The sequence below is a fragment of the Caulobacter sp. SLTY genome, from assembly GCF_009905535.1.
In the GTDB taxonomy this organism is placed as follows: Bacteria; Pseudomonadota; Alphaproteobacteria; order Caulobacterales; family Caulobacteraceae; genus Caulobacter.
On record NZ_JAAALA010000004.1, the window covers coordinates 140,620 to 163,803 of the forward strand.

Consider the following 23,184-nt stretch of genomic DNA (forward strand, 5'->3'; position numbering starts at 1 on the left):
GTTAATGCTTCCCGCGCTACGGGAAGTTGACGGCGGGAGTCTCGCCTCGAGCGCGAACTCCGGGGTGCGTTTCGAGTGGGGGCTGTCTTAGCCATGGCGCGGGATACCGGGATTACGTCATTGTACCGACCGGGCGAATACGATCCTACGGCGCCGCTGAGCGACGTGCCTGGCCTCTACGATGGGGCCGACATCGGCGCGGCCCTGAAGGCCGTGCGCGAATTCCATGGCGTCACCCTGCAGGACCTGGCCGACGCCACCCGCATCCGCCAGACCTATCTCGCGGCCCTCGAGGACATGCGGCTGGAGGAGCTGCCCTCGCGGCCGTTCGCCATCGGCTATGTGAAAGCCTACGCCAAGCACCTGGGCCTCGACGCCGACGCGGCGGTCGAGCGCTTCCGCCAGGAGCATCCCGATCACGAGGAGGGCCTGCGCGCCCCGGTCGGTATGCGCAAGCAGCGGGATTCCCGCCTCAGCCTGATCCTTATTGCCGGTATCCTGGTCTTCGCCGCCTTCGTGCTGTGGAACATCGCCCAGCGGGCGATCACCGCTCAGGCCGCCCCACACAAGCCGACCATCGCCGCGGCCGCGCCGGCTGCCGCGCCATCGTCGGACGGCGGTGGTCCGATCCAGGTCGGCGGCGCCCTGCCGCCGCCGGTGGAATCCACCACCCCGCCGCTCTACGAGACCCCCGGCCTGGCCAACAGCACCGACGGCTCCGCCGACGCGGTGGACGCCGCCGCCAAGGCCCGCAAGGCCACCGAAGCGGCCCAACCGGTGCTGCCCAGCATGCCGGTCGGCTCGGTGTTCAAGCCCCAAGGCGCCATTCTTGGCGCGCCCGCCGGCCCCGGCGCCACCCAGGTGGTCATCCAGGCCCGCCGCAACGGCGTCTTCGAGGTGCGCGGCGCCGATGGCTCCAGCTACTTCACCCGCGTGTTGCAGGCCGGCGAAGCCTACCGCGTGCCGGCGCTCAAGGGGCTCAGCATCACTGTTTCCGACCCGGCCGTCTTCGACGTCTTCGTCGCCGGCCGCTACACCGGCCCTCTGCCGGCGACGGTCAGCAAGGCGGACGCGCTGGTTCCCAAGCCGGTTCCTTAGGGCTCAGATCGCGCGCTTGATCCAGTCCGGCGGCTCCACGGCCGCCGGCCGCCCATCCACGGTCAAGGCCCCGTCGATCCGGTCCAGCCGCATCAGGCCCAGCGCCAACCCCTCGCCCGCCGATGTCACCACCCCGGCCCGCAGCTCGCCGTTCAACACCTCGGCCCCGGCCGTCGCGCCCTCGACCCGCAGCGGCAGCATTCGGCTCTTCACCTGGCCGCGCCGCTTCATCCGGCTGGTCGTCTCCTGCCCGACGAAACAGCCCTTCTTGAAGTCGATGGCGTTCAACAGGTCGAGGTTGGCCTCGATCGGATAGGTCTTGTCCTCGCCGAAGTCGGCCATGTCCGGCACAGCCAGGGCCATCCGGCGGTCGATCCACTCGCCGGCCGTCGCATCATCCCCGGTCGGCTCGTAGCACCGCCAGCCCAGCGCCGGGAGCCGGGGGTCGGCGATCCAGCCAGGTCCGGGGTCGCCCTCACCGAACGCCACCGCCGGGCGCCCCTCCCGAGGGGCGATCTGAGCCTTGGCCCGCAGGCGATACATCGTCAGCCGCCGGATCAGGTCGTCCCGCCTGTCGGCCGCCACGTCGAGCAGGGCGCCCCCCTCGGCACCGAGAATGAACAGGTCGACCAGCAGCCGCCCTTGCGGTGTCAACAGCGCGCCATAACGCAGCTCGCCCTGGCTCAGGGTCTCGACGTCCTGGGTCAGAAGCCCCTGCAGGAAGCTTCGCCAGTCCTCGCCGGTCACCGAAACGAGGGCGCGGTCGGTCAGGGTCAAGTGAGAGAGTCGCGACATGCGTCCATAAGTGGCTGCGCCTCGCCTGGAGCGCCAGGGTCATCCGGGCTATCTTCCGCCAAATGGCCCCCAAGCCCTTTCCGATTCTGTTCATTGGCCCCGGCCGCATCGGCGACGCCGTCCTAACCTCAGGCCTGATCGCCAAGCTGGCGCGTGAGGTTCCCGGCGCCCGCTTCACCATCGCGGTCGGCCCGGCCGCCGCGCCGCTGTTCGCCGATACGCCCAATCTCGACGCCCTGATCCTCTTTGAGAAGCAGAAGGGCAGCGGCCACTGGTTCAAGCTTTGGAACCAGGTGCGCGGCACGGCCTGGGGGCTGGTCATCGACACCCGTGGCTCGGCCATCACCGGCTTCCTTCGTCGTCAGCGCCGGGCGGTGCATAAGCGGAACCTCGGCGAGCCGGTCCACAAGGTGCTTGAGGCCGCCCGGCTGCTCGGCCTCGAGGACGACCCGCCAGCGCCCTATCTCTATGTCTCCGACGAACGCCAGGCCGAGGTTGACGCCCTGCTGGGCGAGGGCGGCCCGATCCTGGCCATGGGCCCGGCCGCCAACTGGTTCGGTAAGACCTGGCCGATCGACCGGTTCTCGAGCACGGCCAACCGCCTGCTGGCCGACGACGGCCCCATGGCGGGCGGCCGGCTGGTGATCTTCGGCGGCCCCGAGGACATCCGCTACGTCGACGACCTGCGCCGCTCGGTTCCCAAGGCCCACTGCCTGGACCTGACCGGCAAGCTGGACCTGCTCAGCGTCCATGCCGCCCTTAAGCGCGCCCGGCTGTTCATCGGCAACGACAGCGGCCTGATGCACCTGGCCGCCGCCGCCGGCTGCCCGACCATCGGCCTGTTCGGGCCGTCGGACGATCGCCTCTACGCCCCCTGGGGACCGCACGGTCGTGTGGTCCGCGGCCCGCGCGCCTTCGAACAGTTCAAGGAGGTCGACCCCGGCCTCAACCAGACCATCGGCCACATGATGGACCTGAAGGTCGAACCGGTGCTGGAGGCGGCGATTGAGCTGCTGCGGGAAACCGAACCCCCACTCGCGCCGGCCCAATCCCCGTCATCCTAGGCCTTGTGCCTAGGACCCATTCGTCCGCTTGCACGAACCGTGGGATGGAGGCGCGGCAGCGCCTCTAGGGCATCCGTTCGCGGCGGCTGCGCCATGGGTCCTAGGCACAAGGCCTAGGATGACGGATGTGGGAGGGCCGCTAAGCCGCCCGCCGCCGCAGCAGCTGCGCCACCTTCTCCGCCTGGTCCGGCGTCTTGGCGCACGCCCATTCGGCCACCGCGTCGATGTCGTAGAAGCGCACCGCCTCCATGAAGATCCGCGCCTCGGTCCAGGCATCCCCGTCGACGATCGGCATGAACAGGTCGTGGATGTTGTCGATGCCGAAGTAGGTGCGGACCCCCGCTTCCTTCATCTTCACGTACGGGGCGATGGAGTTGTGCAGCGGGGCCTGCATCGGCAGCTGCTTCATGCTGATCGCCGCCGAGGGGCAGATGATGATGCCCATGTCCGCTTCCTTCACCTTGGCGATGATGCGGTCCTGCTCTTCCTCTTCCTTGGCGCTCACCGAGATGGCGTGGACCCCGAACACCCGGCCCTGCATGCCGTGCTCGATGGTCTTCATCGCCAGCATCTCGGTCTCGATTTCCTCGGGATTGTTCTCCTGGTCGACGTGGACGTCGACGCATTTGCCCAGCTTCTTGGCCAGCTTCAGGATCACGTCCATATGCTCGGCGGCCTTCTCCAGGTCGCGGACGCCGGTCTCGGCCCGGGTCTTGTCGCTGTCCCGGGAGGGCAGGCCGCCGCAATAGTCGGCCAGCTCGCAGGCCTCGTGGTACTGCTCATAGGTGGCGCTATCGAGAACGCCCTCCAGCGGCTGCACACCCACCTCGAAGACGATCTGGCCCTCGTAGCGCTTCTTGACCTCCATCGCCGCCTTGACCGGCAGCAGGCCGACGATGCTGTCGGCGTCGACCATGGTGCGGCTGTAGGTCATCCCCTGGGCGATCATCATCTCGACGCCGCGGCCGATGCGCTCGACCAGGGTCTCCATCGTGTAGCTCTCTTTCAGGTTCCGATAGAGCTTCCACTTGTACTGCATGTCGACCTGACTGAGCTTCAGGTACTCCTTGGTGATCAGATAGGCCTTGTCGAGGTGGGCGTGATGGCTGGCGAGGCCACCCAGCGGCCCGACCTGTTCCTTAAACGCCCGCTCCAGGTTCCAGGGCTCCGACGCATCGTTCAGCTTGTAGCGGTTGGCCCCGCTGCGCGCCCGGCTCACCACCTGCGCCAGGGTCTCGATGGCCACGTCCACGTCGGTGACCAGCGGGCTCATGTTGCGCACCGCCAGGCTGCGGATCAGCTTCACGTCCGACGCCTCGTCATAGTCGCGGTCGCCGGTGAGGATGTTGATCACCAGGTCGAACCGCTCCTCGTTGAGGAAGGTCAGGATGTTGGGGGTGCGCCCATCGCTGATCTTGTTGACCTCCTGGCTGTCGATCCCCTTCTCCTTCAGGAACCGGTAGGTGCCGGGCGTGGCGTAGATGCCCGCGTTCAGCTCCTGCAGCTGGCGGATGGCCGGCAACAGCCGCTCCTTGTCGGCTGGCGACCCGGCGCTGACCAGCACCCGGGTGCGGCCCCCGGAGCGGAAATCGAAGGCAAGCAGTTCGAGGGACTGGGCGTTGGTCACGGCGACTCTCCAGCTTCGGACGCCGCGGCGCCCGCGCGAAAACGTGGCCGGAGAAGGCCCCATCGGGCCGATCGCCTGCACGCACGCTTTGATTTGTGTTCTGAAAGATCAGCCTATCGAAGAATCGGGGCGGGCGAAAGGCGCGGGTGATCGCGGCAAAAAATCCTCGCGGGAAAATGACCGGCCCTGTCGAATCCCTTGCCGCCCGCCCGTCTGTGCTATCAGACGCCTGCGCTGGGCTGGCGTCACAGCGCCGTTGGAGGGCGACATGCAGTACATGGTCCTGATCTACGAACCGGAAGAGAAGTACGCGGGCCTCAACGAAACCGCCCTGACCGAGGTGGTCGCCAAGCACATGGCTCTCAGCGCGGAGATGCGCGAGGCCGGCGTCCTGCTCGGCGGCGACGGGCTGGAGGGGGTGGCCACCGCCACCACGATCGTCACCGGCGCGGGCGGCGCCCAGACGCTGCATGACGGCCCCTTCGCCGAGACCCATGAGCAGCTGGGCGGCTACTACCTGCTCGACGTCGCCGACCTCGACGCGGCCATCGCCTGGGCTCGCCGCATGCCGGTGGTCGAGGGCGGTAAGGTCGAAGTCCGCCCGGTGATGACCTACTGATCCATGGAGGGCCGGCTGATCGAGGCCGCGCGGGCCAAGGTGGTGGCCGCCCTGGCCGCCCGGTTCCGCGACCTGGACCTGGCCGAGGAGGCCTTCGCCGAAGCCGCCGCCAGCGCTGTCACAGCCTGGCGGCGCGACTTCCCGGATAGTCCGCCCGGCTGGCTCTGGCGCACCGCCTATCGCAAGGCGCTGGACATCCGCCGCCGCGCCGCCACCCGCACCCAAGCCGTCTTTGACGAGCCCCCGCCTCAGGAAACGCCGGAGGAGGCCATGATCGCCGCCGACCAGCCGATCCCCGACGAGCGTCTGCGCCTGATCTTCGTCTGCTGCCACCCGGCGCTGGACGGGGCCAGCCGCATCGCCCTGACCTTGAAGGTGGTGCTGGGCCTCGCCACCGATCGCCTGGCCCGCGCCTTCCTGGTCACCGAATCGGCCATGCTCCAGCGTCTCACCCGCGCCAAGAAGAAGATCGCCGCCGCCGGCGTGCCGTTCGAGATCCCCGGCCCCGCGGCCTGGCCTGAACGGCTGGACGCTGTCCTGACCGCCCTGGAGATCGCCTACGCCCAGGCCTACGAAGACGCCGCGCTTGCCAACGACACCGCCGGCTTCGCCGCCGAGGTGCTGCGCCTCTCCGGCCTGCTCGCCGAACTCCTCCCCGAGGAGCCGGAGGTCCTGGCCCTGGCCGCCCTGGTCCGCTTCGCCGAGGCTCGCCGCCCCGCCCGCCTCGACGCTGCCGGCGCCATGGTCCCCATCTCCTTGCAGGAGCCCCACCTCTGGCGCGGCGACCGAATCGCCGAGGGCGCCCACCTGCTCGACCGCGCCGCCGACCTCGCCCGCCCCGGCCCCCGCCAGATCCTCGCCGCCATCCACGGCGCCCATCTCTCGCGCCAGGAGACGGGCGTCACCCCCTGGGGCGATATCGTCCGCCTCTACGACGCCCTGCTGATGGTCCGTCCGGGCGCGGTCACCGCCGTCAATCGCGCCGTGGCCATCGCCGAAGCCTACGATCCGGAGGAAGGCCTGCGCGCCTTCAACGCCATCACCGGCGAACGGCTCGCCTCCTGGCTCCCCTGGCAAGCCGCCCGCGCCTGGCTCCTCGACCAGACCGGCCAGCGCCTCGCCGCCGCGTCCGCCTACGACGCCGCCCTGGCCCTGAACCCGCCCCCGGCCGAGCGGCTGTACCTGGAATGCCAGCGGCGGCGCCTGGGCTGAATACGCCGCACTTTGCTCTCCCCCATCGAAGATGGGGGAGTGGCTTTGGCGAGCGCTGCAAGCGAGCCAAACCGAGGGGGTCCCCACCGCCGGTGGACCGCTAACCCCTGACGCCAGCGCTGCCCCGCCTCCTGGTCCGTCGCGTTCGCTCCGAACCGTCCTCCGCCCCCTCGCGGGGGCGGAGAGCGACTACCCCGGCGCCGTCACGCGTGGCATAGGAATCCCATGGACGGCAGCCAGACCCCCGCACCCTTCCGCGACGCCCGCTACGCCCCGCGCCGGCTCGACGTCGAGCGCCGCGACGACGGCTCCATCGTCCTGACCAACCCCACCCCCTGGTCGGACAGGTTCCTCACCACCTACGCCGCCCTCGACCACTGGGCCGCCGCCGCCCCCGATCGCGTCTGGCTGGCCGAGCGGGACGGGGAGGGCTGGCGCACCGTCACCTACGCCGCCGCCCGCGACCGCGTCGCCGCCCTGGCCGGCGGCCTCAAAGCGCTGAACCTCGAACCCGGCCGCCCGCTGCTGATCCTGGCCCGCAACGGCATCGACCACGCCCTGATCGCCTACGCCGCCATGGCGCTCGTCCACCCGGCCGCCCCGGTCTCCCCGCAGTACGGCCTCAAGGGCGCCGATCTCGCCCGCCTGCAATACGCCTGCGAAGTCCTGCAGCCCGCTGCCGTCTACACCGATGACGCCGCCGCCTTTTCGGACGCCCTCAAGGCCGACTTCCTCGCAGGCCTGCCGATCATCGCCAGCCGCAACGGCCGCCCCGGCCACTACGCCTTCAGCGCCCTGCTGGCCTCGCCCTTCGCCGAGTTCACCGCCACGCCGGACGATACCGCCAAACTGCTGCTCACCAGCGGCTCGACCGGGCGGCCCAAGGCGGTCATCGGCCTGCACCGCAATGTCTCGCTCAACGCCGCCCAGATCGCCGCCTGCTTCGACGATCCAGACCCCCCGGTGGTGGTCAACGCCGCCCCCTGGAGCCACAGCCTGGGCGCCAACGCCATCCTGCACATGGTGCTGCATCGGGGCGGGACCCTCTACATCGACGCCGGCCAGCCCGTGCCCGGCCGCTTCGACGAGACCGTCCGCAATCTGAAAGAGGTCTCGCCGACCTACCACAACATGGTCCCCGCCGGCTGGGCGCTGTTCGTCACCGAGCTTGAACGCGACGAGGACCTGGCCAAGACCTTCTTCGCCCGCGTCCGCGTCCTGCAATACGGCGGCGCCTCCATGGCCCAGTCGATCCTCGACCGAGTCCAGGCCGTGGCGACCCGCGTTGCGGGCGCACGCATTTCGTTTGCGACGGGGTATGGCTCCACCGAGACCGGCCCCACCGCCTGCAACATCCACTGGCACAACGCCCGCTCCGGCATGTGCGGCCTGCCAGTCCCCGGCACCTCGGCCAAGCTGGTCCCGGTCGGCGAAAAGCACGAGATCCGCGTCAAGGGCCCCCAGATCAGCCCCGGCTACCTCGGCGAGCCCGAGCTCTCCGCCGCCGCCTTCGACGAGGAAGGCTACTACCGCCTCGGCGACGCCGCCCGTCTGGCCGACGAGGCCGACCCCTCTGCGGGCCTGGTCTTCGACGGCCGCCTGGTCGAGAACTTCAAACTGGCCAGCGGCACCTTCGTCGCCGCCGGCGCCCTGCGCGTGGCGGCGGTCTCCGCCATCGGCGGCGCCGCCAGCGACGCCATCGTCTGCGGCGAAGGCGAGGAAGGCGTCGGCCTGATGCTGTTCCTCGACCCCGCCTACAACGCCCGCCACACCCCCGAAGAAACCCGCGCCGCCATCGAGGCCGGCCTGTCGAAGATGAACGCCGCGGCCAAGGGCGGCGGCGGCCGCATCTGGCGCGCCCTCATCCTCGACGGCGCCCCCGACGCCGCGAGCGGCGAACTCACCGACAAGGGCTACATCAACCAGGCGATGGCGCGGGGGAGGCGGCCGACGGAACTGGCGCGGCTGTTCGCGGCGGCGCCGGATGATGGGGTCATCGTTTTCGCCTGACCCGTCAGCTGCCGTCGCAGAAGCAGGCTTTGAGCCAGATCATGGCGCGGAACCCCCAGCCGTGCTCTGAAGGGAGCGACCCCGTATCGGAACCCGCCATGGCCCGCCTTCACCGAGAGTCCCACCGCATCGACCGCGTCGGCTGGCTGCGGGCCGCCGTGCTGGGGGCCAATGACGGGATCGTCTCGACGGCCAGCCTGATCGTCGGGGTCGCCGCCGCATCGCAGGGGCGCGGGCCCATCCTGGTGGCGGGGGTCGCTGCCCTGGTCGCCGGGGCCATGTCGATGGCGGCCGGCGAGTACGTTTCGGTCAGCTCGCAGTCCGACACCGAGCGCGCCGACCTGGCCAAGGAACGCGGCGAACTGGAGACCCAGCCCGAGATGGAGCTGGAAGAACTGACCCAGATCTATGTCGCCCGCGGCGTCGAGCCCGATCTCGCCCGCCAGGTGGCGCAGCAGATGACCGCCCGCGACGCCCTGGCCGCCCACGCCCGCGACGAGCTCGGCATCTCGGAGTTCACCACCGCCCGGCCCATCCAGGCGGCCCTCACCTCGGCGGCCACCTTCGCCTCCGGCGCCGCCCTGCCGCTGCTGCTGGCCGCCGTGGTCCCGCTGAGCGCCCTGGTTCTGGCGGTGTCGCTCGCCTCCCTGCTGTTCCTGGCTCTTCTCGGAGGGATCGGCGCCCGGGCCGGCGGCGCGCGGATGCTCAAGCCGGTGCTGCGGGTGACCTTCTGGGGCGCGATCGCGATGGCCCTGACTGCCGGGGTCGGCGCCCTGTTCGGGGTCGCCGCCTGAGCTACCGCCCCTCCTCGGCCAGCTTGCCGCTGACCCCCAGGCAGATCATCACCTGCCCGGCGAAATACAGCCCCCACACCGCCAGCCCGACCTCGAAGCTGGGCGCGATCTGCCCCATCCGGGCGAAGATCAACAGGTCCGACACCAGGAACATCACCGCTCCCAGCCCGACCCAGAACCTCGGAAACCGGCTGATCCAGGCGCAGGCGGCCATGGCCGACAGCCCCGCCGCATAGAGGGCCACTCCCGGCGCGGCTGTCCGGTCGGTGGGCAGCAGGAAGGCGATGGTCACCGTCGCCGGGACCAGCACCACGGCCAGCAGCAGCTGGCTGCGGCTCAACACCGGCCGGCGGTTGCGCAGGAACAGCCCGATGGCCACCAGATGCCCGACCAGGAAGGCCAGCGCCCCGGTGATGAAGTTCACCCCCAGCAGCACATCGCCCAGCACCCCGAACAACATCACCGCCGCCAGCAGCCAGCCATCCACGCTCCGCGCCCGCAGCGCCGCGAACAGGGTGAGAAAGCCGACGCCCGTCCCCTTCCACGCCAGGTCCCACCCCTGCGGCAGGTCCATCCCCCAGGCCAGCACATAGCTCGTCCCGCCGATCAGGGCGGCGATCAGCATTGCCTTGGCGGCGTTGGGCGCGCCTTGGCTCATGCGCATTCATAGACCAGTTCGAGGGGCGGGCTGCCGTCGAGCGGAAGCGCGTACAGAACGAATGCGTCGAACAGATCGGACGGATGCCTACCCTCTTCCGACGCATACTCCTGCAGTTCGTCGAGCTCGATGTTATAAATGAGGGTGATGGTGACCGCGGAGGCGCCAACGATCGGGGCTTCCCCGGAATCCCCACTTTCGGTTGCCCCGCCGCCGTTCAGGACGCCGTCGTAGCCGTCCGTGCGGATGTCGAAGAGGGTGTGAATCTCCCCGCAGCCCTCGCATGCCAGACGATGGGGAGGCCGATTGAAGGTGTCCCCGGGCTCAAGCCCGTAATACGGCGAAGGATCTGGCGCGATCAGAGGAAAGGCGAAGACCCGGAAGTGCGCGCCGGCACAGGTCCGGCATGCCACATCGAAACTGACGCTGTCCGATGCCCTTCTACCGGACGGCGGCCTAGTGGAGAGCGCAAAGGCGGAAAGACTCGATGGCGGCCGTTCGGCCGCGAGCGCGGCGGCCGGGCTCCAGGCTGCCGGGGTCGCAGGGCGCGCAACGGCGGCTCTTGGTTCAACGCCGATCAAGTCGGCGACGGAGCCAATCAACCTGGTGATCAAGTTCCCGCGTCGGTTCATTCCACATCGCTCCCCCTGGATGAAACCATAGGACTGACGGCGGATGTCTGTCACCGCCGCCATTCCCTCGCCCGCCGGAATCCGGCATGACCCCTCTCAACGAGGAGACAGCCATGAACGGCGCCGACGCCCTGATCACCACCCTCTGCGACAACGGCGTTACGGCCTGCTTCGCCAATCCGGGCACCAGCGAGATGCAGTTTGTCTCCGCCCTCGACCGTGAGCCGCGCATGCGCCCGGTCCTCTGCCTGTTCGAGGGCGTGGCCACCGGCGCCGCCGACGGCTACGGCCGCGTCGCCGGCAAGCCGGCCTGCACCCTGCTGCACCTGGGCGCCGGCTACGCCAATGGCGGGGCCAATCTCCACAACGCCCGCCGGGCAGCCACCCCGGTGGTCAACGTCATCGGCGACCACGCCACCTATCACCGCCAGTACGACGCCCCGCTGAACAGCGACATCGCCGGCTGGGCCGCCCCCAACAGCCTGTGGGTCAAGTCGGCCGAGACCCCCGACGAGGTCGGCCCCCTGGCCGCCGAGGCGGTGCAGGCGAGCTTCGGCGCCCCCGGCGGCTGCGCCAGCCTGATCCTGCCGGCCGACACCGCCTGGCTGGAGACCACCGTCACCGGCCCGGTCCTGCAACCCGCCCCGCGCGCCCAGGTCACCGCGGACCAGGCCGCCGACATCGCCGCCCGCATCAAGGCGGCCAAGAAGCCCGTCATCCTGATGGGCGGGTCCTGCACGCAGGAGGCCGGCATCGCCGCCGCCGCCCGCGTCTCCACCGCCGGGGTCCGCATTCTGATCGACACCTTCGTCGCCCGACATTCGCGCGGCGCCGGCCGCTTCGCCCCGGACCGCCTGCCCTATTTCGGCGAGATGGCCATCGCCGACCTCGAGGGCGTCGACCTGATGGTGCTGGTCGAGACCAGCATGCCCGTCGCCTTCTTCGCCTATCCGGACCGCCCCAGCGTCCTGGTCCCCGAAGGCTGCGACGCGGTCACCCTCTGCGGCAAGGAGGCCGACGGTCCCGCCGCCCTCACCGCCCTGGCCGACGCCCTGGGGGCCCCCGCCCACGGCCCGGTCGTCGAACAGGCCCTGCCGCCCGCCCCGGCCGGCCGCCTCGACCCCTATTCCATCGGCGCCGCCATCGCCCGCCACATGCCGGAAGGGACCCTGATCTCCGACGACGCGGTCACCGCCGGCCTGCCGATCTTCACCCAGACCAAGTCCGCCCGCGCCCACGAGTGGATGTGCCTGACCGGCGGCGCCATCGGCCAGGGCATCCCCCTGGCCATCGGCGCGGCCGTCGCGGCGCCGAACGCCAAGGTGCTGTGCCTGACCGGCGACGGGGCGGGGATGTACACGGTCCAGGGCCTGTGGACGATCGTCCGCGAACAGCTGGACGTCACCGTGGTGGTCTTCGCCAACCACGCCTACCGGATTTTGGGGATCGAACTCGGCCGCACCGGCGCCGGCAACCCCGGCCCGGCGGCCAAGACCCTGCTCGACATCGGCAACCCCCGCATCGACTGGCTGCAGATCGCCGGCGGCATGGGGATTTCGGCGGAACGGGCGACCACGGCGGAGGAATTCGACGCGGCGTTCGAGCGGGCGATGACCCAGCGCGGGCCGCGCTTCATCGAAGCGGCGCTGTAGGACAAAAGATCCTCCCCCTTCGGGGGAGGTGGCAGCCGCGTAGCGGCTGACGGAGGGGGTCCTCAACCGCCGTGAGCGGACCCCCTCAGTCGGCTTCGCCGACAGCTCCCCCGAAGGGGGAGCAACTTAGAACCGCCTACGGCTTCCGCTTCTTGAACCCAGGCTTCCCGCCAGGCGGGCCCTTGAACGGCGGCTTCTTGTCGAAGGGCTTCTTCCCCTCGAACGGCTTCTTCTCGCCATACGGCTTGCGCGGACCCCCCGGCCCGGCCCCCGAGCGCGTGGCGGGACGCGGCGCCGGCCTACGGGGCGCGCGCACGTCGTTCTCGCCCGGCGCCATCGACGGCTCGATCTTCACGTCGTCGCGCGAGGTCGCCCGCGCCGCTTCGGCGAACCGCACCGAAGCCTCGGCGCTGATCTCGAACTTGGTCTCGTTCTCGAAGATGCGGATCGAGCCGACGTCCTTCTTGGTCACGTGACCCAGGCGGCAGATCATCGGCAGGATCCACTTGGGGTCGGCGTTCTTGCCCCGGCCGACGTTCAGCCGGAACCAGATGCCGTCGCTCATCGCCCCTTCGCGCGGCGTCCGGTCGGGCCGGTCATACGCCGGGCGTTCGGGACGGTCATAGTCGCCCCGGTCCGCCCGCTCGCGCGGCGCCCCTTTGGACGGCCGGGGGTCAGCCCCGCGCCCATCGTCGTAAAGCTCTTCCGGCTCGGGCAGTCCGCCCCGCTGCAGCCGCATGAAGGCCCCGGCGATCTCTTCCGGCGACTTCTGCTCGAGCAGCAGCTTGCCCAGCGCCATGTCCTCTTCGCCCACCGGCTCGAAGGTCATCGCCGTTTCCAGCAGCCGCGCCTTGTCCCGCTCGCGGATTTCATCCGCCCCCGGAGGGCCGCTCCAGCCCGCATCGATGTTGGCCGAGGCGAACAGCATCTCGGCCTTGCGGCGCCGGGTATAGGGCACGATCAGCACCGCCGTGCCCTTGCGCCCGGCCCGGCCGGTGCGGCCCGAGCGGTGCATCAGGGTGGCCTTGTTCTGCGGCAGCTCGGCGTGGATGACGAGGCCCAGATCCGGCAGGTCCAGCCCGCGCGCCGCCACGTCGGTGGCCACGCACACCCGCGCATGGCCATCCCGCAGCGCCTGCAGCGCGTCCGACCGCTCCCGCTGGGAAAGCTCGCCCGACAGCCCGACGACCGCGAAACCGCGCTCCTTCAGGCTGGCTTGCAGGTGCCGCACCGCTTCGCGCGTATGACAGAAGACCAGCGCCCCCGGCGCCTCGAAGTAGCGCAGCACATTGACCACCGCGTGCTCGATCTCGTTCGGCGCCACGCGCACGGCGCGGTAGTCGATGTCGCCGTGCGGCTGATCGCGGGTGGTGGTGTCGATGCGCAGGGCATCGTTCTGGAACCGGCGGGCCAGCACGGCGATGTCCTTGGCGATGGTCGCCGAGAACAGCAGGGTGCGGCGCTCCGGCGGCGCGGCCTCGAGGATGAACTCCAGGTCCTCGCGGAAGCCCAGGTCCAGCATCTCGTCGGCCTCGTCCAGCACCACGGCCCGGGCGCTGCCCAGTTCCAGGTTGCCGCGTTCCAGGTGGTCGCGCAGGCGCCCCGGCGTGCCGACCACGATGTGGGCGCCGGTGTTCAGCGCCCGCGCCTCGGCCCGCGCATCCATGCCGCCGACGCAGGAGACGATCTTTGCCCCGGTCTTGGCATAGAGCCAGGTCAGCTCGCGCTGCACCTGGATGGCCAGTTCTCGGGTCGGGGCGATGATCAGGGCCAGCGGCGCATCGGCCCGGCCGAACCGCTCGGCATCCCCCAGCAGGGTCCCGGCCATGGCGATGCCGAAGGCCACCGTCTTGCCCGAGCCCGTCTGGGCGCTGACCAGCAGGTCGCGATCGCCCTCGGCCTCCAGCACGGCGGATTGGACAGGGGTGGGAACTTCATAGCCGCGCTCGAGGAGCGCCGCGTCGAGGGCGGGGTGACTGGCGGGGAAGGTCATCGGAGTCGTTTCATGTTGCAGTGCACAATGGTGCGCGCAGGAGGGCGGGGCTCATACGCCCAATTGACGCAAAACGCCAGCTTTGCGGAAGGGGGCGACAATTCTACCCGGGTGAAATTGTCCGGCGTTCGAGGCGCCCGGGTTGACGGTTGTGGCTGCACCGCTGTGCGGCATCGGCGGGACCTGGGCCGGACCTGTGTCAAATATCGGTCGAACCGTTGGACGATCCTGGTCCCGCCTTGGTCTGACCGTTGATCATAAGTAGTGGAATATATTGAGAAAAATTTCCGCCCCGCTTCGTCATCCGGGGTATAATACCGCGTCGGATCACCCGCTTCTCTCTCGCCACCCATCTTTGGGGATGCGCCCCGCCACTCCGTCCCTATATGCAACCCATGACCCAGCTCTCCGTCCTCGACCTCGCCCCCATCGTCCAGGGCGGCGATGCGGCCCAGGCCTTCGCCAACAGCGTCTCCCTGGCCCAGCATGCCGAGCGGCTTGGCTACCAGCGGTTCTGGCTGGCCGAGCACCACAACATGAAGGGCATCGCCAGCGCCGCGACCAGCATCGTCATGGGTCATGTGGCGCAGCAGACCAAGACCATCCGCATCGGCGCGGGCGGCATCATGTTGCCCAACCACGCCCCCCTGGTCATCGCCGAACAGTTCGGCACCTTGGCCAGCCTCTACCCGGACCGCATCGATCTCGGCATCGGCCGCGCCCCCGGCACCGACCAGCTGACCGCCCAGGCCCTGCGCCGCACGCTCAGCGGCAACATCGACCAGTTCCCCCGCGATGTGATGGAGATCCTCGCCTACCTCGGCCCAGACAGTCCCGACGCCCGCGTCCGCGCCGTGCCCGGCTACGGCACCAACGTCCCGGTCTGGATCCTCGGCTCCAGCACCTACGGCGCCCAGCTGGCGGCCGCCCTTGGCCTGCCCTACGCCTTCGCCTCCCACTTCGCGCCGGGCGAGCTCGACTTCGCCATCGAGCTCTACCGCCGCCAGTTCCGCCCGTCGGAATACCTCGACAAGCCCTACGTCATGGCCGGCTTCAACATCTTCGCCGCCGACACCGACGCGGAGGCCAAACTCCTGTTCACCTCGCTCCAGCAGGCCTTCGTCAACCTGCGCACCGGCAACCCCGGCCAGCTCCCGCCGCCCGTCGAAGGCTTCGGCGAACGGCTCGACCCCGCCGCCGCCGGCATGCTGGCCAACGCCCTCAGCTGCTCGGCCGTCGGTTCGCCGGAAACGGTGCGCCAGGGCCTCGCCGCCTTCATCGCCCGCACCGGCGTCGACGAGGTGATCGTCACCGCCCAGATCTTCGACCACAAGGCGCGCCTACGCTCCTTCGAGATCGCGGCCGAGGTGCACGCGGACCTAGCGAAGGCGGCGTAGGGCGTAGCGCAGCCCCTCTACATCAACTCTCCCCCCGCTTTGCGGGGGGAGGACAGCTCTGGAGCCTTCAAGCGACAGAGCAGGAGGGGGGCAAGTCTGTCTGAAGATTATCCCCTACCGCCGGTGGGGCCCGCCTCCTGGTTTCTCGCTTAGGCTCGAAACCTGTCCTCCTCCCGCTTCGCGGGGGGAGAGTTGAACAGCGTCAACCCCGCCTAAACCCGCGCCATCCCCGCCGGCGCCGCGGCCCCCTCGGCCAGCGGCTTCCACAACACCCGGCGCTGGTCCACCGGCCCCGGCATCCGCACGTCCGGCGCCGCGGCGAACCCCATCCGCCCGAAGTAGGGCGCATCCCCCACCAGGAACACGCACCCCCAACCCGCCTGCGCCGCCGCCTCGCAACACAGCTCCACCAGCCGCTGGCCGATGCCGTGCTTGCGCGCATCGGCCTCCACCGCGATCGGCCCCAGGAACACCGCCTCGCCGTCGCCGACCTTAACCGGCCACATCCGCACCGAGCCCAGCAGCGCCTCACCGCGCCAGGCGCTGATCGACAGCGCGCGCAGCACGGTGTTGCCCTCGCGCAGCCGATCGGCCGCCTTGGCGAAGCGGCCCGGACCGAAGGCCCGGTCGGTTAGGTCGAGGATGGCGGCGGCGTCTTGCGGCGCCTCGGGGCGGTAGGTGATGTCGGTCATGGTCTCGGCGGCAGCGAACAGGAAAACGGCCCCGCCGGCGGCGCCGGGGAGCGGGCTATCGGCGCCCGGTTCGGACGCGGAAGATGGTTCGTCGCAGAGACTTCATCGCGCGCGGCCAATAGGGCCGTAACGGAGACGCGTCAACGCCGTTGCAGCGGCCCCCGCCAGCGGCCTAGCTTCGAGCCCAGATGAGTGAGTCCCCCACTTCCGATGGCGAGGCCCAGGCGGCCCCCGACACCTCGATGCGCGCCCTGCTGCGGCAGCGCGATTTCGTCTTCTTCTGGTGCTCGCGGTGGACTGCGGTGCTCGGTGTCCAGATCATGAGCGTGGCGCTCGGCTGGCATGTCTACGACATCGCCCGCCGGACCATGGGGGTGAAGGAATCGGCCTTCATGGTCAGCATGATCGGCCTCGTTTCCTTCGTGCCGGTCCTGTTGCTGGCCCTGCCCGCCGGCGAGACCGCCGACCGGCATAACCGGCGCAAGATCCTGCTGTTCTGCTACAGCGGCGAGATCGCGGTGGCGCTCGGCCTGACCCTGGCCGCTTTCTTCAATCGCGAAACCATCCCCCTGCTGCTGGGCGCGGCCGTGCTGTTCGGGGTGGCGCGCGCCTTCTTCGCCCCGGCCAACACCGCGCTCGGGCCCATGCTGGTGCCGCGCGAGCTGCTGCCCCGCGCCATCGCCTGGAACAGCCTGGCCTGGCAGACCGCCTCGATCATCGGCCCGGCCGTCGGCGGCCTGCTCATCGTGGTCTCGCTCAGCGCGCCCTACGCGGTCGCCGCATGCCTCTATGTGGTGGCCATGGGCTGCATCCTCATGGTGCGCGGCAACGCCCAGCCTCAGGTTCAGCCGGGCTCCCGCTGGGCGCTGATGAAAGAAGGCCTGTCCTACGTCTGGAACAACAAGATCGTCTTCGGCGCCATCAGCCTCGACCTGGCCGCGGTCATCCTGGGCGGGGCGACCGCCCTGTTGCCTGTCTTCGCCCGCGACGTGCTGCATGTGGACTCCTGGGGGTTCGGCATTCTGCGCGCCGGACCGGCCATCGGCGCCGCGGCGGTGGCGGTCTATCTGGCCGCCAACCCGATCCGCTCCCGCGCCGGGCTGATCATGTTCGCCTCGGTGGCCCTTTTCGGCCTCGGGACCATCGCCTTCGGCCTGTCGAACTACCTCTGGCTCTCGGTCGCCGCCCTGATCCTGCTCGGTGGGGCCGACATGGTCAGCGTCTATGTCCGCCAGACCCTGATCCAGCTGGCCACCCCCGACCACATGCGCGGCCGGGTGGCGACCGTCTCCTCCCTGTTCATTGGCGCCTCCAACGAACTGGGCGAGTTCGAGAGCGGCGTTGTCGCCCGCTTCCTCGGCCCTGTCGGGGCGGCGGTGTTCGGCGGGGTAGGGGCCCTGGCGGTGACCGGGATCTGGGCCTGGATGTTCCCGGCCCTGCGCAAGGCCGACCGGCTGGTCTGAGGCCCTTGCATCACCTTGGGTCCAGCGCTTAGACCCGTTCCCAACAATCGTTTGAGGGAGAAGGCGCATGGGCGTTCTGTCGGGCAAGGTCGTGATCGTCACCGGCGCGGCCGGTGGTATCGGCAAGGAGTGCGCCCTGCTGGCGGCGCAAGAGGGCGCCAAGGTGGTGGTCAACGACCTGGGCGGATCGGTCGCCGGCGGCGACGCCGGGGACGCCGGCCCCGCCGAACAGACGGCCCAGGAAATCCGCGCCGCCGGCGGCGAGGCGGTCTCCAATTCCGACAGCGTCACCGACATGAACGCCGTGAAGGCCATGGTCGAACAGGCCAAGGACACCTTCGGCGGCCTGCATGCCATCATCAATCCGGCCGGCATCCTGCGCGACGGCATGTTCCACAAGATGAGCGAAGAGGACTGGGACCGGGTCATCGAGGTGCACCTGCGCGGCGCCTTCAACGTCACCCGCGCCGCCGTGGAACTGTTCCGCGACCAGCAGGAAGGCAGCTTCGTCCACTTCACCTCGACCAGCGGCCTGATCGGCAACATCGGCCAGGCCAACTACGCCGCCGCCAAGCTGGGCGTCATGGGCCTCTCGCGCATCGTCGCCATGGAAGGGGCGCTGAAGAACGTCCGCTCCAACATCATCGCGCCCTTCGCCTGGACCCGCATGATCGCCACCATCCCGGTCAAGGACGAGGCCTCGGCGCAGCGGGTCGGCCGAATGAAGAACGCCATGCGCGCCGACCAGGTGGCCCAGCTGGCCATCGCCCTGGCCTCGCCGGAATCGAAGGAGTGCAGCGGCCAGGTGTTCTCGGTGCGCGGCAACGAGGTGGTGCTGTTCGACCAGCCCCGCCCGGTCCGCAACATGGCCAACACCGAGGGCTGGACCCCCCGCTCCCTGCTCGACGTCGCCCTGCCGGCGATGAAGAACAGCTTCACCGACCTCGGCGCCACCGCGGCCGTCTTCCCCTACGAGCCGATCTAAGGAACGCCCATGCGCCGCGCCGCTATCGTCAGCCCCCTCCGCACCGCCGTCGGCAAGTTCCAGGGCGGGCTCGCCAGCATGACCGCCGGGGAGATCGGCGGGACCATCATCAAGGCCCTGGTCGAGCGGACCGGCATCGATCCCGAGCGGATCGACGACGTGACATTCGCGCACGGCTACCCCAACGGCGAGGCGCCCTGCATCGCCCGCTGGTCCCTGCTGCAGGCGGGCCTGCCCATCGGCATTCCCGGCGTCTCCATGGACCGGCGTTGCGGCTCAGGCCTGCAGGCGGTGATCGACGCCGCCATGCGCATCCAGACCGGGGCGGCCGACGTGGTCATCGCCGGCGGCTGCGAGAGCATGAGCAACGTCGAATACTACTCCACCGACATGCGTAACGGCGCCCGCGCCGGCAGCGTCACCATGCACGACCGCCTGGCCCGCGGCCGGGTGATGAGCCAGCCGGTCGAGCGGTTCGGCGTGATCAGCGGCATGATCGAGACCGCCGACAACCTGGCCCGCGACTATCAGATCAGCCGCGAGGAAAGCGACGAATACGCGGTGATGAGCCATCAGCGCGCCACCGCCGCCTGGGCGGCCGGCAAGTTCGCCGATGAGCTGGTCCCCGTCTCGGTCAAGCAGCGCAAGGGCGATCCGATCATCTTCGACCGCGACGAGGGCATCCGCCCCGACGCCACCATGGAAACCATGGGCAAGCTGCGCGCCATCGAGAAGGACGGCGTCGTCACCGCCGGCAACGCCAGCCAGCAGAACGACGCCGGCGCCGCCTGCCTGGTCGTTGCGGAAGATAAGTTGGAGGAGTTGGGCCTGGAGCCCATCGGCTGGTTCCACAGCTGGGCCGCCGCCGGCTGCGAGCCCTCGCGCATGGGCATCGGCCCGGTCCCGGCCGTCGAGCGGCTGTTCGCCCGCAACGGCCTGGGCTGGAGCGACATCGACCTGGTCGAACTCAACGAGGCCTTCGCGCCGCAGGTGCTGGCCGTGCTCAAGGGCTGGAACTGGGACGACCGCGACAAGCTGAACGTCAACGGCGGCGGCATCAGCCTGGGCCACCCCATAGGCGCCACCGGCGGCCGCATCCTCGCCAACCTGATGCACGAGATGCAGCGCCGCGAGGTCCGCTACGGCCTCGAGACCATGTGCATCGGCGGCGGCCAGGGCATCGCAGCGGTGTTCGAGCGCGCCGCCTAAGGCGCGCTCTAAACCCCTACATCCGGGGCGCGGACTGCAGGGCGCGCCGGCTGGTATCGTCCAGGGTTTCCTTGGCGGTCTTCTCCTCGGCCGCCCATTCGCCGGCCGTGCGGCAGATCTTCTTGCCCGGCGTGCGCGAGCCGGTCGGGGCGATCCGCTTGCAGACCACCCGCGACTTCTCGTCGGCCTGCTTGGCGCTTTCGACCGACACAGGGGTGACGGTGGTCGGCTGCTGGGCGAGGGCGGCGGCGGGTGCAAGCAACAGCGCTGCGGCCAGCGTGGCGCGAACGAGGATCATGACGTCTGCTCCCTAATGTCCTGGCCGGGGCGTGATCAGCCGCCCGCGGCGCCCTGGATCTTGTTGGTCGTGCTGTTCATGCGGATCTGGTTCTTCAGCTCTTCCTGAGCCTCCGCTTCCTGCTTGGCCCATTCCTCGGCGGTCTTGCAGACCTTCTTCTGAGGCATGCGGCTGCCGGTGATGACCATCCGCTTGCAGAGGCGGCCGTCCTTGTCCTTGAACTTGCGGCCGTCATGGCCGACGCCGGCCTTGTCGGTGATGGTGGTCACCGGCTGGGCCAGCACGGCGCCGGTCGGGACCAGCAGGGCGGCGGAAATCGCCAGGGCGAGGTGAAGCTTCATGGTAACCCCCAGAAAGATCGGATGCTGAGCCTGCGGCAAACCCGCGTTCTCGGCAACCCAGTGCGGCGAAATCGTCCAGACTCAGCCGATTTTGACGCCTGGCGGAGCCGGAATGCTCTCCGGAACGAAGAAATCGGGCATCAGCGGCCGGCTGGGATCGACCCGGTAGGGTTCGAAGTCCCGCACCCCCTGTTCGTAGAGGAAGCTGTCGTCGATCAGGAAGTTGCCGGTGAACTCGGCCGCCGGCTTGTTGAAGATGGCATAGGCGGCGTCGGCCATGATCTCCGGCGTGCGGCACATCCGCATGCCCTCGTCCCCGGCCAGGGCGAACTGGATGGCGGCGGTGGCGATCCCCGTGCGCGGCCACAGGCCGTTGAAGGCGATCTGGCCCCGGTACTCGTCGCTCATCCCCAGCATGCACAGGCTCATCCCGTACTTGGCCATCGAATAGGCGACATGCCGCCCGAACCAGTGGGGCGCCAGATCCAGCGGCGGCGACAGCGCCAGCACATGGGGATTGGCCGCCTTCTTCAGGTGCGGAATGCAGGCCTTGCTGGTCAGGAAGGTGCCGCGCGCGTTGACTTGGTTCATCAGGTCGAACCGCTTCATCTCGGTCGCCTCAGTCCCGGTCAGCTGGATGGCCGAAGCGTTGTTGACGCAGATGTCGATGCCCCCGAACGCCGCCACACACTTCTCGACACCCTCGTAGACCGAAGCCTCGTCCCGCACGTCGACGATCAGCGGCAGCGCCTTGCCCCCCGCCGCTTCGATCTCCTCGGCCGCCGAATAGATGGTGCCGGGCAGGTGCTTGTGCGGCTCGGCGGTCTTGGCCGCGACGGCGATATTGGCCCCGTCCCGAGCCGCCTTCAGCGCGATGGCCAGGCCGATGCCGCGGCTGGCGCCGGTGATGAACAGGGTCTTTCCGGCAAGGCTCATGGTCGAAGTCTCCGTTATCTCAACTCTCCCCCCGCTTTGCGGGGGGAGGACCGATTTGGAGCGTGAGCGACAAAGCAGGAGGGGGGCAAGTCTGCTTGGGGATTATCCCCTACCGCCGGTGGGGCCCGCCTCCTGGTTTCTCGCTTGCGGCTCGAAACCTGTCCTCCTCCCGCTTCGCGGGGGGAGAGCGGGTTTTTCCGGCCAGGCTCAACCCGCCCCCGTCGTCTCGACGCTCATCGCCCACAGCCGCTCGGCGCTGTCGGGGTTCAACGCATGCGGCATCACCCCGGCGCGGGGGTTTTCCTTCGACCAGGGCACGGCCTGGGCGCAGTCCTCCAGATAGAGGCCGCCGACGCCCTCCAACTCCGGCCCGACCGCGGCCCAGACGCTGGTGCTGGCGCCCTGCTCGGTGGTCTTGAAGCCGGTGACCGCGTTGTCGTTCTCGTCCAGCCAGCCCATCGCCCGCTGCTCCTCGATAGGCAGGTGGCGCTGCAGCGGGGTGAGGATGCCGCCTGGCATTACCGCGTTGGCACGCACGCCCTGGTCCTTGAACCGGCGGTCGAAGCCGACCGCGAACAAGGCGTTGGCCGTCTTGGCCTGGCCATAGCTGGCCCACTTCTCATAGTCGCCGTTGCGGAAGTGCGGGTCGTCCCAGCGGATGTCGCTGCGCACATGGCCGATGGAGGACAGCGAGACCAGCCGCGAGGTCTTCCCCGACGCCTTGGCCCCGGCGACCAGCGCGGGCGCCAGCAGCACCGACAGCAGGAAGTGGCCGAAGTGGTTGGTGCCGATCTGCATCTCCAGCCCGTCCTTGGTGGTGTCGGGCGGACAGGCCATGACGGCGGCGTTGTTGATCAGGATGTTCAGCGGCCGCGTGCCCCACCGCTCGCCGAACGCCCGCACCGAGGCCATCTCCGACAGGTCGAGCATCTCGAAACTCACCTTGCCCTTGGCGGTCTTCTCGATGTCGGCGATGGCCGCCGCCGCCAGGTCCGGCTTGCGGGCGGCGATGACCACGTCCGCCCCCTGCTCGGCCAGGGCCCGCACGGTCTCGACCCCGATCCCGGTCGCCGCGCCGGTGACGATCGCGGTCAGGCCCGAGAGGTCATGGCCGGCGGCCACCTCCCGGGCGGTCGAGTAGCGCTGGAAGGGCGAGGTGATGCGGTCGGTCATGGCGTTCCCCTTGTTGTTCCCGCCAGTGTGGCGCGACCGCTGTTCGCTGTCACCCGACCTTGGAGAAGTCCGCCGGCCGTTTCTGGAAGAAGGCGGCGAAGGCCTCCGCCGCCTCGGCGGTCTGCAGCCGCTCGCCGAAGTAGCGGCCTTCGATATCCATCAGCTCGGAGATCCTGGCCGCGTCGCGCATCAGCCGCTTGGTCACCTTCAGCGCCCCGATCGGCCGCTTGGTCAGGGCCACCGCCGCCGCCTTGGCCGCCGCCTCGACCTCGTCCTTGGGCAGGCAGCGGTAGGCCACACCCAGCCGCTCGGCCTCCTCGCCGCCCATCGCCTCGCCCAGGGCGAACATCGCATAGGCCCGCGCATGGCCGATGCGCTGCGGCAGCAGCAGGCTGGAGGCCGCCTCCGGCACCAGCGCCAGGCCCACGAACGGCGTGGTCAGCTTGGCCTCCGGCGCGACGAACACCAGGTCGCAATGCAGCAGCATGGTGGTGCCGATGCCAACCGCACGCCCCTGCACCGCCGCCACCAGCGGG

22 protein-coding genes are annotated in these 23,184 nt (G+C 69.8%); 11 read left to right on the forward strand and 11 right to left on the reverse strand.

The window, feature by feature from the left end:
• Window positions 1-120: 120 nt before the first annotated feature.
• The gene (locus GVN21_RS03700) at window positions 121-1,098 is read left to right on the forward strand and encodes a RodZ domain-containing protein (RefSeq protein ID WP_166573359.1); all 978 of its coding nucleotides are present in this window, start codon (window positions 121-123) and stop codon (window positions 1,096-1,098) included.
• A gap of 3 nt (window positions 1,099-1,101) precedes the next feature.
• Here the strand turns inward: GVN21_RS03700 and GVN21_RS03705 are convergent, their stop codons facing one another.
• A complete protein-coding gene (locus GVN21_RS03705) occupies window positions 1,102-1,893 on the reverse strand; it encodes a folate-binding protein YgfZ (RefSeq protein WP_166573360.1) in 792 nt (263 codons plus the stop codon).
• A 62-nt stretch (window positions 1,894-1,955) separates the two neighbouring features.
• Between GVN21_RS03705 and GVN21_RS03710 the strand changes: the two genes are divergently transcribed.
• Window positions 1,956-2,957, forward strand: a complete 1,002-nt coding sequence (locus GVN21_RS03710) for a glycosyltransferase family 9 protein (RefSeq protein WP_166573361.1) — start codon at window positions 1,956-1,958, stop codon at window positions 2,955-2,957.
• A gap of 139 nt (window positions 2,958-3,096) precedes the next feature.
• Here GVN21_RS03710 and GVN21_RS03715 read toward each other — a convergent pair whose 3' ends face one another.
• Window positions 3,097-4,584, reverse strand: a complete 1,488-nt coding sequence (locus tag GVN21_RS03715) for an amidohydrolase family protein (protein ID WP_166573362.1) — start codon at window positions 4,582-4,584, stop codon at window positions 3,097-3,099.
• Between the two features lie 268 nt (window positions 4,585-4,852).
• Between GVN21_RS03715 and GVN21_RS03720 the strand changes: the two genes are divergently transcribed.
• The 4 genes from GVN21_RS03720 to GVN21_RS03735 all read left to right on the forward strand — a co-directional run bounded on the left by GVN21_RS03720 (window position 4,853) and on the right by GVN21_RS03735 (window position 9,219).
• Window positions 4,853-5,203: a YciI family protein gene (locus GVN21_RS03720; RefSeq protein ID WP_166573363.1), complete on the forward strand. Its 351-nt coding sequence runs from the start codon at window positions 4,853-4,855 to the stop codon at window positions 5,201-5,203.
• Window positions 5,204-5,206: 3 nt separating this feature from the next.
• Window positions 5,207-6,415, forward strand: a complete 1,209-nt coding sequence (locus tag GVN21_RS03725) for a DUF6596 domain-containing protein (protein ID WP_166573364.1) — start codon at window positions 5,207-5,209, stop codon at window positions 6,413-6,415.
• A 225-nt stretch (window positions 6,416-6,640) separates the two neighbouring features.
• Window positions 6,641-8,425 carry a feruloyl-CoA synthase gene (locus GVN21_RS03730; protein ID WP_166573365.1) on the forward strand — a complete coding sequence of 595 codons (1,785 nt, stop codon included), beginning with the start codon at window positions 6,641-6,643 and terminating at the stop codon, window positions 8,423-8,425.
• Between the two features lie 98 nt (window positions 8,426-8,523).
• Window positions 8,524-9,219, forward strand: coding sequence for a VIT family protein (locus GVN21_RS03735; protein WP_166573366.1), 696 nt, complete (start codon window positions 8,524-8,526; stop codon window positions 9,217-9,219).
• 1 nt (window position 9,220) lies between these two features.
• Here GVN21_RS03735 and GVN21_RS03740 read toward each other — a convergent pair whose 3' ends face one another.
• Entirely contained in the window at window positions 9,221-9,877 is a 657-nt protein-coding gene (locus GVN21_RS03740) for a lysoplasmalogenase family protein (protein WP_166573367.1), read from the reverse strand.
• Complete coding sequence (locus tag GVN21_RS03745; protein ID WP_166573368.1) at window positions 9,874-10,563, reverse strand: hypothetical protein; 690 nt, start codon at window positions 10,561-10,563, stop codon at window positions 9,874-9,876. The genes GVN21_RS03740 and GVN21_RS03745 overlap by 4 nt, the downstream gene beginning before the upstream one ends.
• Window positions 10,564-10,622: 59 nt before the next feature.
• Between GVN21_RS03745 and GVN21_RS03750 the strand changes: the two genes are divergently transcribed.
• Window positions 10,623-12,161 carry an acetolactate synthase large subunit gene (locus GVN21_RS03750; protein ID WP_166573390.1) on the forward strand — a complete coding sequence of 513 codons (1,539 nt, stop codon included), beginning with the start codon at window positions 10,623-10,625 and terminating at the stop codon, window positions 12,159-12,161.
• 136 nt (window positions 12,162-12,297) lie between these two features.
• On the opposite strand, the gene GVN21_RS03755 is transcribed toward GVN21_RS03750, so the two are convergent.
• Complete coding sequence (locus tag GVN21_RS03755) at window positions 12,298-14,154, reverse strand: DEAD/DEAH box helicase (RefSeq protein ID WP_166573369.1); 1,857 nt, start codon at window positions 14,152-14,154, stop codon at window positions 12,298-12,300.
• Between the two features lie 395 nt (window positions 14,155-14,549).
• Here GVN21_RS03755 and GVN21_RS03760 point away from each other — a divergent pair, with 395 nt between their 5' ends.
• Window positions 14,550-15,551, forward strand: a complete 1,002-nt coding sequence (locus GVN21_RS03760) for an LLM class flavin-dependent oxidoreductase (protein WP_166573370.1) — start codon at window positions 14,550-14,552, stop codon at window positions 15,549-15,551.
• 212 nt (window positions 15,552-15,763) lie between these two features.
• Here GVN21_RS03760 and GVN21_RS03765 read toward each other — a convergent pair whose 3' ends face one another.
• Window positions 15,764-16,243 (reverse strand): N-acetyltransferase, encoded by a 480-nt coding sequence (locus tag GVN21_RS03765; protein WP_166573371.1) that lies wholly within the window; start codon window positions 16,241-16,243, stop codon window positions 15,764-15,766.
• A 188-nt stretch (window positions 16,244-16,431) separates the two neighbouring features.
• On the opposite strand from GVN21_RS03765, the gene GVN21_RS03770 reads away from it, so the two are divergent.
• The 3 genes from GVN21_RS03770 (at window position 16,432) to GVN21_RS03780 (ending at window position 19,900) form a co-directional block, all read left to right on the forward strand.
• A complete protein-coding gene (locus GVN21_RS03770; protein ID WP_166573372.1) occupies window positions 16,432-17,706 on the forward strand; it encodes an MFS transporter in 1,275 nt (424 codons plus the stop codon).
• Window positions 17,707-17,773: 67 nt separating this feature from the next.
• On the forward strand, window positions 17,774-18,691 hold the full coding sequence (locus tag GVN21_RS03775; RefSeq protein ID WP_166573373.1) for an SDR family NAD(P)-dependent oxidoreductase: 918 nt from the start codon (window positions 17,774-17,776) through the stop codon (window positions 18,689-18,691).
• 9 nt (window positions 18,692-18,700) lie between these two features.
• Entirely contained in the window at window positions 18,701-19,900 is a 1,200-nt protein-coding gene (locus GVN21_RS03780; RefSeq protein ID WP_166573374.1) for an acetyl-CoA C-acetyltransferase, read from the forward strand.
• A 16-nt stretch (window positions 19,901-19,916) separates the two neighbouring features.
• Here the strand turns inward: GVN21_RS03780 and GVN21_RS03785 are convergent, their stop codons facing one another.
• The 5 genes from GVN21_RS03785 to GVN21_RS03805 all read right to left on the reverse strand — a co-directional run.
• A complete protein-coding gene (locus GVN21_RS03785; RefSeq protein ID WP_166573375.1) occupies window positions 19,917-20,198 on the reverse strand; it encodes a hypothetical protein in 282 nt (93 codons plus the stop codon).
• 35 nt (window positions 20,199-20,233) lie between these two features.
• On the reverse strand, window positions 20,234-20,539 hold the full coding sequence (locus GVN21_RS03790; RefSeq protein WP_166573376.1) for a hypothetical protein: 306 nt from the start codon (window positions 20,537-20,539) through the stop codon (window positions 20,234-20,236).
• 81 nt (window positions 20,540-20,620) lie between these two features.
• Entirely contained in the window at window positions 20,621-21,475 is an 855-nt protein-coding gene (locus GVN21_RS03795; RefSeq protein WP_166573377.1) for an NAD(P)-dependent oxidoreductase, read from the reverse strand.
• Between the two features lie 207 nt (window positions 21,476-21,682).
• Window positions 21,683-22,648, reverse strand: coding sequence for an SDR family NAD(P)-dependent oxidoreductase (locus GVN21_RS03800; RefSeq protein WP_166573378.1), 966 nt, complete (start codon window positions 22,646-22,648; stop codon window positions 21,683-21,685).
• Between the two features lie 49 nt (window positions 22,649-22,697).
• A partial coding sequence (locus tag GVN21_RS03805) for an enoyl-CoA hydratase-related protein (protein WP_205689909.1) occupies window positions 22,698-23,184 on the reverse strand: 487 nt, incomplete at its 5' end.